Origin of the sequence: Cryobacterium melibiosiphilum (assembly GCF_003602235.1) — a bacterium.
GTDB lineage: Bacteria > Actinomycetota > Actinomycetes > Actinomycetales > Microbacteriaceae > Cryobacterium > Cryobacterium melibiosiphilum.
Genome location: NZ_QZVS01000081.1, coordinates 84,601 through 99,074, shown reverse-complemented (window position 1 = coordinate 99,074; position 14,474 = coordinate 84,601). Strand labels below are relative to the sequence as shown.

11 protein-coding genes are annotated in these 14,474 nt (G+C 68.4%); 3 read left to right on the top strand and 8 right to left on the bottom strand.

Features of this window, described 5'->3' with window-relative positions; genetic code table 11:
- A partial coding sequence (locus D6T64_RS22595; RefSeq protein WP_158594838.1) for a hypothetical protein occupies positions 1–286 on the top strand: 286 nt, incomplete at its 5' end.
- A 42-nt stretch (positions 287–328) separates the two neighbouring features.
- Complete coding sequence (locus D6T64_RS09990; RefSeq protein WP_119973584.1) at positions 329–718, top strand: TraR/DksA family transcriptional regulator; 390 nt, start codon at positions 329–331, stop codon at positions 716–718.
- 56 nt (positions 719–774) lie between these two features.
- Here the strand turns inward: D6T64_RS09990 and D6T64_RS09985 are convergent, their stop codons facing one another.
- Positions 775–2,511 (bottom strand): GMC family oxidoreductase, encoded by a 1,737-nt coding sequence (locus D6T64_RS09985; RefSeq protein WP_119973582.1) that lies wholly within the window; start codon positions 2,509–2,511, stop codon positions 775–777.
- Entirely contained in the window at positions 2,508–3,161 is a 654-nt protein-coding gene (locus tag D6T64_RS09980; protein ID WP_119973580.1) for a gluconate 2-dehydrogenase subunit 3 family protein, read from the bottom strand. The genes D6T64_RS09985 and D6T64_RS09980 overlap by 4 nt, the downstream gene beginning before the upstream one ends.
- A 104-nt stretch (positions 3,162–3,265) precedes the next feature.
- Between D6T64_RS09980 and D6T64_RS09975 the strand changes: the two genes are divergently transcribed.
- Positions 3,266–4,072: a DUF6390 family protein gene (locus tag D6T64_RS09975; protein ID WP_119973577.1), complete on the top strand. Its 807-nt coding sequence runs from the start codon at positions 3,266–3,268 to the stop codon at positions 4,070–4,072.
- 259 nt (positions 4,073–4,331) lie between these two features.
- Here the strand turns inward: D6T64_RS09975 and D6T64_RS09970 are convergent, their stop codons facing one another.
- The 6 genes from D6T64_RS09970 to D6T64_RS09945 form a co-directional block, all read right to left on the bottom strand.
- Positions 4,332–5,237, bottom strand: coding sequence for an anchored repeat-type ABC transporter permease subunit (locus D6T64_RS09970; protein WP_119973574.1), 906 nt, complete (start codon positions 5,235–5,237; stop codon positions 4,332–4,334).
- A complete protein-coding gene (locus D6T64_RS09965; protein WP_233550895.1) occupies positions 5,234–6,121 on the bottom strand; it encodes an anchored repeat-type ABC transporter ATP-binding subunit in 888 nt (295 codons plus the stop codon). Before D6T64_RS09965 ends, D6T64_RS09970 begins: the two co-directional genes overlap by 4 nt.
- Complete coding sequence (locus tag D6T64_RS09960; RefSeq protein WP_233550894.1) at positions 6,118–7,113, bottom strand: choice-of-anchor M domain-containing protein; 996 nt, start codon at positions 7,111–7,113, stop codon at positions 6,118–6,120. Before D6T64_RS09960 ends, D6T64_RS09965 begins: the two co-directional genes overlap by 4 nt.
- A gap of 53 nt (positions 7,114–7,166) precedes the next feature.
- Positions 7,167–8,735 (bottom strand): anchored repeat ABC transporter, substrate-binding protein, encoded by a 1,569-nt coding sequence (locus D6T64_RS09955; RefSeq protein WP_233550893.1) that lies wholly within the window; start codon positions 8,733–8,735, stop codon positions 7,167–7,169.
- Positions 8,736–8,740: 5 nt separating this feature from the next.
- Positions 8,741–13,594, bottom strand: a complete 4,854-nt coding sequence (locus D6T64_RS09950) for a TIGR03773 family transporter-associated surface protein (RefSeq protein WP_119973567.1) — start codon at positions 13,592–13,594, stop codon at positions 8,741–8,743.
- A gap of 205 nt (positions 13,595–13,799) precedes the next feature.
- The gene (locus D6T64_RS09945; RefSeq protein ID WP_119973565.1) at positions 13,800–14,438 is read right to left on the bottom strand and encodes a hypothetical protein; all 639 of its coding nucleotides are present in this window, start codon (positions 14,436–14,438) and stop codon (positions 13,800–13,802) included.
- Between the last annotated feature and the right edge of the window lie 36 nt (positions 14,439–14,474).

Sequence of the window (14,474 nt, the reverse complement as noted above, 5' to 3'; positions counted from 1 at the left end):
GCCCGTTCCGGTCGGGGCCACGATCGCGGCAGCGGATGCCCCGCCTGCCCGCGCCGCCGTCAAGGCCGCGCCCGCAGCACGCCGGGCCGCGACCATCGTGCCCGCAACGCCCGCGGCGGCGCAGCATCCGGGCCTGTTCGATTTTGACGAGCCGGAATTCGGAGAGTCCGAAGACGACCTGAGCACGGTCACGGTGACGCTGTCGCCGCTCGAGCTGACCCGGCTGCAGCAGCGGGCCGCCCGCGCCGGCGTGGGCATCGAGGAGTTTCTGCGCGGCCTGATCTGAGCGGCACCGGTGCCGCCAGACGCGGCGTGAGACCATGGACCAATGCCCTTGACACCACTCACCCCTGACGAACTGCACGCCTTCAACCTGCTCCTGACCGAACACCGCACCGAGATCACGGACAAGATCCAGGCGCTCGCCGATACGTTCGCCGGCGTGCAGGGCGCGCGCGGCGACGGATCGACGGATGGCGCCCACGACGCCGAAGCGTCGTCGCTGCGCACCGAGTGGTCGCGCATGTCGAAGTTCCAGGGCGAATTCGAGGTCGAGCTCGGCGCCATCGACCGGGCGCTGGCCCGCGTGGCCGACGGCAGCTACGGGTTCTGCACCCGCGCCGGCGAGCGCATCGGGCAGGAACGCCTCGAATACCGTCCGGCCGCCGAACTCTGCATCGCCTGCGCCCGCCAGCTCGAAAGCTCCCGCCGCCGCTGACCCCCAGGCGCTGAACCCCAAGGCGCTGAACCCCGAGGCGCTGACCCCGTCGGCAGCTAATCCGAGTCGCTGATCCCCTGCTGGGCCAGGCTCGCCGAGTACTCCTCGATCAGGTGATCCGCGGTCAGGTAGGCGAGGGCCTGGATGGTCTCGTTCGGGTTATAGCCGCCGTAGCTGACGAATTGGCCGCCGCCGACGGCGTAGAGGCCGGCGCATCCGTGCACTTCGCCGTAGGCATCCGTCACCGAGGTCGCCGGATTCTCGCCCATCCGATGCACGCCCACGTCATGCGTGGAGAGGTGGTACGGCGGCCGCGGGGCGTCCATCCAATAATCGGTCGCCCCCATCTCCCGGGCGATGTGCTGCTTGTAGCGGCCCAGCAGGGCCACCGAGTTGGCATCGTGGTCTGTCCAGTCGTGGGTTACCCGCAACGCGGGTTGCCCCCAGCGGTCTTTCACGAGGGGGTCCAGGTCGCAGAAATTCTGCGGGTGCGGAAAGTTCGTCGTCTGCGAGTACATGCGGTGCATGAAGCGGTAATTGTCGCGCATCCAGTGCTTGAGGTCGAGGCCGAATTTCTTCACCCGTCGATCCATCAGGTGATACGCCTCGATCGGCTGCAGATCGCCGGCCACGCTCATGATCGGAGACCCCCAGAGCACGCCGAGGTCGTTGTCGGGGACCATCTCGGAGGTGAAGTCATCGACCGCGCTCGACGCGTTCGCCGACCCGATGAACGGGTTGGTGGCCACCGGCAGCACCGAGGTGAACCGCCCGAAATTGTGGGTCATGAAGTTCTTACCGACCTGGCCGGTGGCGTTGATGCCGGACACCAACAGCAGGCGCACGTTCTGCAGGGCGTGGGCGCTGAGGATCACCGACCGCGCCGTCGCCTCGCGTTCCGCGCCCGCACTGTCGATGAACGTCACGCCGCGCACCTGCCTGCCGTTGGCCGACCGATTGATGCGCAGTACCCGGCTCAGCGAGAGCAACACCAGGTTGCCGGTGGCCTGCGCCGCCGGAATGCTGGTGATGTGGGTGCCCGATTTTGCGCCGACGTGGCACGGGTAGCCGTGGCAGAAGCCACAGTTCACGCAGGCCGGGCGCCCGCGGTACTCCTCGGAGTTGATCGCCACGGGCTGGCGAAACGGATGCAGCCCCAGCCGGGTTGTCGCTTGAACGAAGGGCACATCGCCGGGGCCCTGGGGCACCGGCGGCATCGGGTAGTCCCGGGCCCGGAACGGATCGAACGGGTTGCCGCCCTCCTGCGGTTCCCCGTTGATATTGCCGCCGCGCCCGGACACGCCCTGCTCGTATTCCACCCGCTCGTAGTACGGTTCGAGGTCGGTGTAGGTGATCGGCCAGTCGGCGAGGGTCGACCCGTCGGGAATGGCGGCCTCACCGAAGCGGTCGGCGATGGCGGTGCGCATCTGAAAGTCGGATTCGCGAAACCGGTACGACGACGCGGCCCCATGCAGGGTGCCGCCGCCGGTCCCGGTGGACGACTGGCCGAAATAAGAAATCGGTTGCCCGAACGGCCCTGACGACCACGGCAGCAGGCGCGCCTGCGCGGTGACGGTCGGTCGCCAGGTGACCGGATCTACCGCGATCGTCGTCAACTGGGATCCGTTCTGGTGATAGCGCATTTCGTCCTGAGTCACGGCAAAATCCTCGGGACCGTGGTCGGCCCCCTTTTCAATGGCCAGCACCCGCAGCCCCGCCTGGGTCAGCTGCTCCGCGATGACGCCGCCCGCCGAACCCATCCCGACGATGATGGCGTCGTAACGTTCGGTCATGGTCGGTCCGCCGGCACGGTGGATCCCAACACGGCAACCGGGTCACCCCCGGCCCCCTCCTCGAACTGGTCGTCATTCTCGGCCGCTGCCGTGCCGTGGCGCTTCTCGTGAATGCGCCGGTACAGGTCGTTCACCGTGACGATCGGCACCTCCGACGCGTTGAACCCGGGCATGAGCTGCTCGTTGGAATATCTCTGTTGAGCCCCGGGAAAGCCGATGAGCGCCCAACTGGCGGCGTCCCGGTTGCCGCCGTAGGCCGGGTCACCGAAGTATCCCTGCACGGTGTGTTCGCGCACGATCCGAAAGAATTGGCCGAGAAAAGCCTGTTCGTCCGCCGTGACGAGCCGGTCAAGCTCCTCCACCACCGCCTCCTGCAAACGACCGTCGAGAAAACGGAACAGGGACCCGAAGCGTGCCTGCGAGTACGCCGACAGGGCGCGCAGCCCGTCGCGGTAGACCGGCTGCAGGTCCTGCAGGTTGCCCGCGAGGGCATGGTCGATGTACTCGGTCACGCCCGCTCCCTTCGCCCCGGGCGAGCCCGGCTCATCGGGGATGATGCGCGCCAGGAGTGCGTCCATGAGGGATGCCTCGGCCGGGGTGAAAAAGAGCAGCGTGTAACCCGACGTGACCGGGGCAGTGGAAAAAGCCATAAGAAGGTGAATCTAAATCACTTAAGATCGGTTTGCAAGCATCCGCTCGGTAATGTCGGCTCCGGCACATTGAAGGGCGTCGGGGCCGGTGCTAGCGTGCCTGCATGGTTCAGGACCAGGTTCTCGGCGGCGCCCGGCCGGACGGCGCCCAACTCTTCGTGCGCTACGCGTATCCGCCCAACGCGCGCGGCAGTTGCGGGCCGCCCGACAGCGACGCGCTGCTGCACTATGGCCAGGCGGGCGTGACGGATGCCGGACTGCGCGAACTCGCGAAGGGTTTCGCCGGCGCGTGGCCCTACCTCGAACTGATCGCCGCGAGCACCGGGATTCGCGATCCGCTCGACCACCGCGTCGTGGAGGCTTACTGGGTGGGCAATCCCCTGCTCGAGCGGGTCGGCATCACGAACATCGGCAACTCCATGGAGGACCGGTTTCGGGCGCGCACCGGGCGCCAGTTTTCCCACCTGATGGAGGGCGTGCTGGCCGGCGGGGTGCCCAACCACAGTTTCCACGTCTTCGAGGTGTACCCGTGGCTCGGCCTGCTGCGCGACGACCGTCGGGCGGGAACGGCGCTGACGGTGCTCGATGGCTGCCGCATCCGCTGGGGAGAAGTCGTGGAGATCAGCGGTGATGAGGCCGTGGTGAAATCTCGACACCTCGCGTGGGACGGGATCTCCCTGACGCTGAGCGGCTCGACGGTGGAGACCGCCCGGCACGCCGTCGCGGGCACCGGGTTCATGGCCGATCTCGCAGTGGGCGACACGGTGTCGCTGCACTGGGACTGGATCTGCGACCGCCTCACGCCGGGGCAGGTGCGGCAGCTGCACGGTTACACCCAGCGGCACCTGCGCATCGCGAACTCCGGCGTCGAGCACCGCGGCACCGCCGTCGCCCTCGACCACACCCTCTGACCCGGCGGCTCTGACCCGGCGGCTCTGACCGCGGGGGCGGGCGCAGTGCGCGGCGACGGATGCTGCGCCCCGCGTCCGTGAAGCACCCAGAGGTCGACCGGGCCACACTTCTCCCGCGCAGCGGCGCAGTACGGCGCTCAGGCGACCGTTGACGGTCCGCAGAAGTCGGCCAACGAGTTGCGCGGTAGGTGCGCCGCTGCGCCGCAGGCACGCCCACCGCGCAGCGGCGCACCTACCGCGCTCGAGCCGCCGAGTGTGCTCACTGCCCCGCGAACGCGGGTGCGTTCGCGGCCGGAGACGCGGCCCGCGCGGCGGACCGGGGGCGGCGGCGGGCGAGCACACCGTGGCGGGGGGCGAAGACCCAGGCGAGCAGGAACGCTGCGGTCAGTACGAGCACGATCGTGCCGCCGGTCGGCAGATCCCACGACCACGACACATAGAGCCCGACCAGAGCGGATGCCGCCCCGATCACCGGCGCGAGCAGCATCATCACGCCGAGCCGGTCGGTCAACAGCCGCGCCGCGGCGGCCGGGGTGATGAGCAGTGCGAGCACCAGGATGTTGCCGATCGTTTGCACCGAGATCACCACGGCGAGGGTCACGAGCACGTACAGCACGATGTCGAGCCAAAACACCTTCACGCCCATCGAACGAGCCATTTCGCGGTCGAGGGTGATCGCCACGAGTTCCTTGTGCAGCAGGAAGGCGACCAGCAGGATCACCAGGCCGGTGCCGCCGACGACGAAGAGGTCTTCGTCGGGGATGCCGGTTATCGATCCGAACAGAAACTGCTGCAGCGACCCGGCGTAGCCCGGCGCCTGCGAGATCACCACGATGCCCAGGGCGAACGCGGCGACGAAGAAGACGCCGATGATCGAGTCCTCCTTGAGGCGCCGGTTCTGCGAGAACAGGGCCACGAGCACCGCGGTCAACACCCCGGCGATGGTGCCGCCGAGCACGAGGTTGCCGCTGATCACGAAGGCGACGGCGAGGCCCGGAAACACGGCGTGCGCGACGGCATCGCCGATGAAGGCCATTCCGCGCAGCACCACATAGGTGCCGATCACCCCGCAGACGATCGACGACATGACGGCGATCAGCAGGGCCTTGGGCAGAAACGACAGGTCGGGATTGATCAGGTCGAGAAAGAAGTCGATCGGGCTCATCGGGCCAGCTCCAGAATTCGTAACAGCGGGCTCGTCTCGCCGACGCCGAAACAGTCCATCCAGACCTGGGCCTCGGTGAGCTCGTCGGGGCGACCGGCGGCGACCACCGTGCGGTTGAGCAGCGCGAGCCGGTCGCAGCTGTAGAGAGCGGATGCCAGGTCGTGTGTGGTCATCAGCACCGCCCGGTCATCGCGGGCGAGCGACATGAACAGTTCCGAGAGCAGTTCCTGCGTGGGCATATCGAGCCCGGTGAAGGGCTCGTCGAGCAGCAGCGTCGACGGCTGCAGCGCGAGGGCCCGTGCCACGAGCACCCGCTGGCGTTGCCCGCCGGAGAGTTCCCCCACCGGACGCTGCCGCAGGTCGTTCATGCGCACCCGGTCGAGAGCATCACCGACCGCAGCCCAGTCGGCCTGCTTCGGCCGTCGAAACAGGCCGAGGGCGCCGGTGCGGCCGCTCATCACGACGTCTTCGACGGAGATCGGAAAGTCCCAGGCGAACTCGTGCCGCTGCGGCACATAGCCGACGTTGTTGCGGCCGGCGCGGGTCGGCTGGCCGTTGATGAGCACGCGGCCGGCCACGGTGGGCACCAGCCCGAGAATGGAGCGCAGCAGGGTAGTCTTGCCGGCGCCGTTCGGCCCGATCAGGCCGACCAGTTCGCCGCGAGCGACCTGCAGGTGCACGTCGTCGAGCACGAGCCGACCGCCGAGCTCGACGGCCACCCCCTCGACCCGCACCGCGGCATCCGTCGACCGGGCTCCGGGCGAAGCCGCACCAGTCGAGGCGGCCCGTGCCGGCTCAGCCCCGGCAGGATCAGCCCCGGCAGACACAGCCTCGGCAGTCGCCGAACGGGCAGACGCCACGTGGGTCACAACCACGCCGGTCACCGGGTCGCCCGAGCGGCCAGCGCGAGGCGCTTGGCGCGGTTGCCGCGCAGCACCACGAAGGTCAAGCCCACGATCAGCAGTAGGGCGACGAGCGCGATCACGGCGATCAGAATCACGGTTGTCGATGACGCTTCATCGGCGGGTTCGGCAGCGGTATCGGCGGTCGAGTCGGCCGCGTCTGCGGTGTCGGCGGCGGCATCCGATTCGGTACTGACCAGGCTCGCGTCCAGCGCGGCCTGCGGGTCCGTGGCGTCGCCGACGGCGAAGCGCAGCGACTGGGTGTCAGAGGCCGTGCTGCCGTCGACGAGGTCGGCGTCGATGCGGAACTCGGCCAGGTAGACGCCGGGCTCGGTGAAGACCCAGTTGGCGTGGGTGTGCGTGTTCACGTCGACCCAGACCGAGGCCGGTTCGGTGCTGCGGGAGTCCCAGAGCACCTCGGGCTCGCCGAATGTGCCCGACTGCAGGTAGACGACGAGCGCGCCGGGGCCGTCGACGCCGGCCAGCGACAGGGTCACACCGCGGTCGATGGTGTCCATCACCTCGGGATCCTGGGTGTTCCAGCCGACCCAGGCCACGTCGGGGTTCTGCGTCTGCGGGATCACCGACACCGATTCCCCGGCCGGAACGCCGAGAAAGGCGTAGGCCGGATCCTCGGGCACGGGCAGCAGGGCGGCATCCGTCAGCTGGATGACCGTCTGCGACGCCTGGCGCCACACGGACTGGGCGGCGGCATCCGCCTTCGCCGCATCGTCGTGCACGAGCAGGGTGAACGTGCCGTCGATGATGCGCGGGCCGAGGTCGATGTGGCCGCGGCTCAGCACGGCGGTGTCGGTGGCAACGGTCTGGCCGGAGTCAATGCTCTGGTTCAGCGGGTCGTCGAGCGGGTCGGTGGTCGTGGCGGCGGCGGATGTCGCCGCCGCCCCCCCGAGGACGATCAGCAGCACGGTCGCGGCCGCGAACGGCAGGCGCCGGGAATGTCGGGTGTGAAGCACGTGGGTCCTGAACTTTCTCAATATCAAGGTGGGTAAGCGGATGCGCGCGGGCCTCAGCCCAGGCACCGCAGCAGGCTGTCGGCGTTGAAGCGCATCATCTCGACGTAGCTCGTGACGGTGGCATCGAAGGTGTCGCCGTAGATGGTGCACACCTCGATGCCCTGCTCGCCCGCGACCTCGGTGAGGGTCGAGGCGCGGGCGACGAGGTTGGGTTCGAGGAACACCGCCGGCACGCCGAGGTTGCGGATCGTCTCGGTGAGTTTGCGCCGGTCGGCCAGGCTCGGCTCGGTCGCCGGGTTCGGGGTGACGAATCCGGCCACGTCGAGCCCGTAGGCATCCGCGAGGTAGGCGAAGGCGTCGTGGGTGGTGACGAGCTGGCGATCGGCCGCCGGAATCGTGTCGATCGTGGCCTGCAGGTACCCGTCGAGCTCATCGAGTTCGGCGAGGTAGGTGTCGGTGTTGTCGCGGTACTCCTTGGCGCCGGCCGGGTCCTGCTCGGTGAGGGTGTCGCGCATCAGCTCGGCGTAGGCCATCACGTTGCGCACGTTCTGCCACAGGTGCGGGTCGATCTCGCCGTGCACGTGTTTGCCGAGCACGGCCTGCGGCAGCTGGTAGATCTGCGCCCCGGCCTCACCGAGAAAGTTGAACTGCGACGACGCCGGAATCTCCGCGATCGCCGTGCTCGGCACCTCGATGACGACCTCGTCGGCGGCGTACACCGTCTGGGTGCCCTCGCCGCCACCCTCCGCGTCGTACTGCACGTACAGCTCGTCGGTGTCGAGGTTGGCGGTGAAGTCGGCGTGGCCGAGATCCAGAATCGTGTGGTCTTCGGCGACGTCAGCGGGGTTGATGCCCACGGCGAAGGTGAACGTCTCGGTCGCCAGTTTCACCGGCTTCGCGTTCTGGTCAGCCTGCAGCCGGGTTTCGAGCGTCAGTTCGTAGCGGCCCGGTGCGGTGAATACCCAGGACATGTGCGTGTGCGCGTCGACCGGCAGCCGGGCGGTGTCGCCCCGGTATCCGGTGGCCTGGTCGAAGCCGTCACTCGAGTCGAAGTACACCTCGGGGTCACCGAAGGTGCCGGTGAGGTAGCCGAAGACGTCACCCGGCCCGGTGACCGCGGTCGCGCTCACGAGCACGTCCGAGGACCGGGTCGCCCCGTACTCGGTGCCGTCCCCGGCGGCCCGCAGGCCGAGCCAGACCGTGTCGAGCGACACGTTCTCGACGAGCGGGATGATCTCGGCCGCATACTTCACGGCCCCCTCGGCGAGCGAGATGTTCGGCACGCCCTCCCGCAGGTTGGCGTCGAGGGTCTTGATAATGCTGTGCTCCTCGAGCAGCATGTAATTGCTGAAGGCGACATCCGCCGTGACCACGTTGCGCACGTCGCGCAGGGACGGTTCGTAGGTGTGCGGATCGGCACTGTCGGGCACGAGCGAGGTGACACTGACCCGGTCACCGCCCACGTGCTCGGCGACATCCCGCAGGATGCCGGTCGTCGCGATGACCTGCAGGTCGGCGTCGGACTGCGGGGTGGCCGTGGTGGCGCATCCGCTGCCGCCGATCAGCACGGCAGCGCCGACCAGCAGCGCGGCGGCCCGTGCTGCTGGTCGAATTCGTGCCACGGTCATCAGTGGTCTGCGCCCGCGCTGGTCGGCAGGGCGCTCCAGCGGCGTTGACGCTGCCACAGGATTCCGCCGGCGGCCGCGCCGAGCACGAGCAGCAGCCCGAGGCCGAGCAGCAGGGCCGGTACGGGGTTGCCGGCGGCGAGGGCGGCCAGCGGGTCGCCGCTCACGTCGTCGATCGTGTCGACGGATGTCTCGGCCAGCTTTCTCTCGGCGGCCTCCGCGGCCGCCTCGGCCTCGACCTGGGCCGCGGCGAGCACCGCCGCGTCTTCGAGCGCCTTCAGCGAGGCAGCCTCGACGGCCGCCGCGTCGGCGGCATCCTCTGCTGCAATGGTCGAAGTGAGGAGCGCCGCGTTCGAGACCACGCCGCAGCCGCCGGTTCCGGCGAAGGCGGTCGCGGGGTCGACGTCGCCGACGGCGACGGTCAGCGTCTCGGTGTCGCGGCTGACCTGCCCGTTGGCCAGTGTCACGGATTGGGTGAAGGTGAGGTGGTAGGTGCCCTCGGCGCTGAACGCCCAGTTGCCGTGCACGTGCTTTCCGAGGTCGACGCTGTGGGTGCCGCCGTTCGCGAAGACGACCGACTTCACCCCGCCGAACTCGCCGTTCAGGTAGACGTTCACGCTGCCGGGGCCGTCGACGGCGTCGAGTGAGAACGACACCGGGCTGCTCGCCTGAGCGGCGTTGAGGGATTCGGTGTTCCAGCCGAGCCAGACCAGGTTGGTGTTCTGGGTCTGCGGAACCTGCCAGATGCTCGATCCGACGGTGCCGATCGAGGAGTACCCGGCGGGCAGGGTCACCCGCGACGACGGCTTCAGCCACAGCACGACCTGCGAGGGTTCCCGCCAGACGGTGGACTGGGTGCTGCCGTCCTTGATGAGCGATTGCAGCCGTCCGTTCACGAGCCGCGAGGCATAGTCGACGTGACCGGCCGAGAGAATGGTGCCGCCGGCCACGCACTGAGTCGCGGCCTGGGCCTGTGAGGCCGGCGTCGTGACCGTCGGCGCGGTCGTGCCGGTGCCGATGCCAGCGCCCGTATCGCCGGAACCGGCGCCCGCGTCGACATCGGTGCTGCCGTCATCGGGTTCGCCGGCGCCGGGGTCCTCGGTGTTCGGAGTGCCCGCGAAGCAGTCGGCAGGGTCGATGCCGGTCACGTCGACCTCGCCGACCGCGAAGGCCAGCACGAAGTCGTCGACCGCGGCTGCGCCGCCAGCCAGTGTTGTGGACCGAGTGAACGCGAGGCAGTAGCTGCCCTCGGCGCTGAACGCCCAGGTGCCGTGGGCGTGCGTGTTCTTCGGGATGACATAGCTGTCGGCGCTCGTGAGGCCGTCGCGGGTGTTGAAGCGCACGTCGACACCGCCGATGACGGTGGAGCTCGCCTCGTAGAGGGCGAATTCACCGGGGCCGGAGGCATCCGTCAGCGCCCAGTCCACACCGGTCTGGGTGCCCTCGACCGCGATCTGCTCGGTCGACCAGCCGGGCCAGAGCAGGCCCTGCTGCTGGGTCTGCGTCACCTGCCAGAGGGGGTCGCCGCGCTCGCCGAGAAACGCATAGTCGCCGCTGCCTGGAGCGGATGTCTGCGCGCCGGGCAGCACCTGCAGCACCGTCTGTTCGGGGTCGCGCCAGAGGGCGTCGCTGGATTCGGTGGTGTCCTTGATCTGGGTCTTCAGCGCGCCATCCACGAGCGCGTTCTTGTTCAGCACCGAAGCGATGTCGACGTGTCCGTCGTTGAGGATCACGGCGCCGGAGTCGGTCAGGGTGCCGTTGGGCACGTTCCAGTCGATCGGGTCGGGCTCGGACGAACCGTCGTCGTCGCTGGCAGCTTGCGTCGGCTGCTGGCCGTTCGCGCAACTGGTGAGGCCGGTCCGGTCGACGTAATCGGCGTCGTCCGGGTCGATACTGCCCGCCACGAAGGTGAGGGTGGTCGACGCGCTGCTGGTGGTGCCGTCGACCGCGGTCGTGGAGAAGGTCAGCGGCACACAGTAGACGCCGGCCTCGGTGACGTCCCACCAGACTCCGTCGCTGCGGGACATCGCCGAGAGTGTCGTGCTGCGCGGGCCGCCCGGGGCCGAGTCGAGGGCCGCCGTCTTTCGATCGCCAAAGTTGGTGAAGCTGAACTCGCCGGGGCCGGCCACGTCACCGAGGTCCATCGTCACACCGGTATCGACCCCCAGGGCGCTCGGCAGCACCCCGGTCGTGTCGATCACCAGGCCGGGAAAGTACCGGCCCGCGGATTGTCCATACCGCGAGGACGTCGTGGAATCCCAACGCCAGGTATCGGCGAAGCTCCACGAGCTCGTCGAGATCACCAGGTCGTCGGCCCGACGATTGCTGGTCGAGCCCACCGAGTCGCTCGCCGTGCTGGCCACCAGGTCGAGGCCGCCGTCGGCGAACAGGTCCAGCGAGATGTCGCCGTCGGTGGCGAGGTAGACATCCGTCGTGTCGATCGCGGGTGCGCTCTTCTGCGCAACCGGCGGCACCTCGAGATTCTGCAGCTCGCAGGGCACAACGGTCGACGCATCGACGTCACCGACGACGAGCGTGAGGATTCCGGAGTCACTCGAGCGATGTCCGTCGGCCATGATGGCGCTCGACGTCAGGTTCAGGCAGTACACGCCCTGGGCGGTGAAATCCCACTCGAAGTGCGTATGCCGGTTCACCGGGTCTTCGAAGGACTGCGGCAGCTCACGGGCGGTATTGATCGGGGTTTTCGAGCGGTCGTGCGGAGCAGTCCAATCGCCCTGCAGAATGACATCGGCGTTGTCCGGCTGGCGCACACCGTCGACCCAATAGTCGGTGAGCGTGGTCGTGATCGGGGAGATGACGGCGTCGCCGTCGACGTCTTCGGTGTTGAGTCCGGGCCAAACCCATTCCTCGGCTCCGCCGGCTCGAGGAAAGTGCCAGTACTCGGTACCGACCGGCCCGATCGCCGTCAAGTCCATCGCGTCGGTCGGCTCGGGCACGGTCTGCATGGGCTTTGTACGAGCAAGGACGATGTTGTCAAAGGACGCATAGTAGCGTTCCCGGTCGAGTCCGAAGCTCATGGCGGTGGCAATTTCGCCGTCGACGAGGTGCACGCGATAGTCGATGTGCCCGTTCTGGTGGATGAAGTGGGTTTCGACCTCGGGTTCTTCCTCGTCTTCTTCGATCACGTCGGGCAGATCGGTATCCAGCGCGCACGGCACCACGGTCTCGGGCAGATCCCCCACGTAGAAGGTGAGGGTGTCGGTCGCCGTCTTGACGCCGTTCGCCGTCGACGTCAGGCCGACGGTCACAGAGACGCAGTATCGGCCCGGGTCGCTGAACGACCAGCCGGAGTAGTGGGTGCGAACCGCCTTGCTCCACTCGGTCACCGTGGTCTGCGCGCTGGTACCGAAGCGGCTGCTGTCCCAGACCTCTTCGGTCGACATCGCATCGGTCACCCGCACTATTCCCGGCGCGGCAGCGGCAGCACCGCCGGTCACGCCGCTGAGAACGGCCGTTCCGCTCAACATCGGCAGGTCCCAGGTGAAGGACACATTTCGCCCGCGCCCGGAGATACCCTGCTCCATACCGAGCACCACGCGGGCATCGTCACCCCGCGTATAACCGTTCAGGTCGGGCACGATCGATGGGGTCGCCCACCGACCGCTGTCAGCATCGAGTTCGTCGTTGCCGAGGTGGATGATCGTGGAGTCGAACGCCGACCAGGGCTGCACCCCGAAAACGCCCTGCGTGCGGTCTGAGATTCCCAGGTCGATGTGATCAAAAGTTCCCGCGGCGACCTCGGCAGAGGCGCTGAGCTGCGGAGCGATGGCGAGGTTACCGGCCGACAGCACCACGGGCGCTTCGGCCGTCTCGGTCTCGGTCGAGCTGTCGTCGGCAGTGACGGCGGATGCCATCGTTGATGCGTAGGTGGTCGCCGCGCTCACGTCGTCACCGCCGTCGATTTCGCTGTCGGTCTCGATCTCGGTCTCGATCTCGATCTCGGTGTCGATCTCGGTGTCGTTGTCGTTCTTCCCGGCAACGCTGACGGATGCGTCATCGCCCGTCGTGACTTCGACCTCGGTCTGGTCTGCGGCCGACTCGGTGACCGCCGAGTCAACGATCTCCGGGGTTGCCTCTGCTGCGGCAGCGTCAGCGGCCACCGCTGCTGCTGCAGCTGCAGCTTCGGCCTCGGCTTCGGCTTCGGCTTCGGCGGCAGCATCCGCTGCGGCACCCACGCTGAACTGGTAAGTCGTGGCGGCCGTCGCGAGCGAGTCGGTGACGCCGGCGGCGTCGGTGACGGGCAGCGCCGCGTCGAAGGTTATCGTGTAGTCGCCGTGGGCGCTGAACGCCCACAGCCCGGTCAGGTCCGAGGTGCCGTCGAGCGACAGCGTCACGGGGGCCGCGTCGCCCGTGGGCAGCGGCGCGGTGCCGAGCAGAACGGTGCCCGCGGCATCCGTCACCGAAACGGATGCTCCCTCTGGCCCGGTCACGCCGGTCAGGTTCACGTCGGCCGCGCCCGCAGCGGTGTAGCCCGCAGGCAGCGCGAGGTGTGCGGCGCTGAACAGGCCGGTCACGGCCGACACGTCGTCGACGACGAGCAGCGTGTCGGCCGGGTCGACGGCCATGGCCGTGCCGTGCGGGTCACTCGACGCGGGCAGAATACCGAGGCGCAGTGGCGCGTCGACCGTCGTGTCGATCGTGGTGTCGAAGACGAGGTCCAGCAGGGTCGCACCGTCGGCGGGCACGGCGGTGAGAGCATCGGAAGCCGAATCGGTCGCGACGGCGTCGGCCGTCTCACTCGCCGCGGCGGGCGACGTCACGAGCAGGGAGGCGAGCAGGGCGAGAACCGTGGTGACGGCAGCGGCAGCGGTGGGCCGGCGAACGTGGGGGTGCATGGATGCTTTCCACTCCCCCGCTTGCGGACGGAGAAGATGTGTCGAAGTCTGTGTGTCATGGAGACCGGGCGGTGGCCGGACGAACGCGACGCGAATAAAGAGAACGAGAATCGTTATCGTTAACGGCGCAAGCCCCTACTGTAGCGCTACACGCATTGCCGCCGGGCACCATCTGTGCCCGGTGGCAGTGTGCAGAGGGTTCGAACTAGCCGACGACGAAGGTGAACGGGGTCAGATCGGCCGCGAGCCCGTTGCCCTCGGCGGTGAAGTCGAAGGTGTAGGTGCCGGCCTTCTCGAAGGTCCAGGTCGCGTGCTCGTGGAAGGCTTCCGGGGCATCAAGCGCATTGACGGTGAAGTCCTGCACATCACCGGTTCCGTCGAAGAAGATGTCGCTGCTGGACTGCTGCTCGACCAGGAACGTCGCTCCGGCCGATTCACCGGCGGCCGGCACGAAATCCCAGTCTTCGAGGGTGACCGAAATCTGATCGCCGTACCCGAAGATGCCGGATTCGATCAGGTCGCCGGAACCGGAGAACCCGGCGAACAGCACGCCGTTCGCATCCGCCACGTCGGGGTTCTCGGGAAGCACGAAGCCACCGAGAGCAGGAGTGTCAGTCACCTCGAACTGCGAGTCAGCCGCGGCATAGACGCCCTCGGCGTAGGCCGGGTCGCCCTCGTTTCCGACGAAGAGTCCGAGACCGGCACCGGCACCGGTCGAATCGAAGCCCACGTGGACAACATCGACGTGGCCCTCACTGAAGGAATAGTTGGCGGCGGCACTCGCGCCGGTCGCGGCGGTCAGCGTGAGCGCGACCGCACCGGCGAGGGCGGCGCCGCCCAGCACGCCGCGACGGCGGGACCGAGTGACGGACGACGGCGC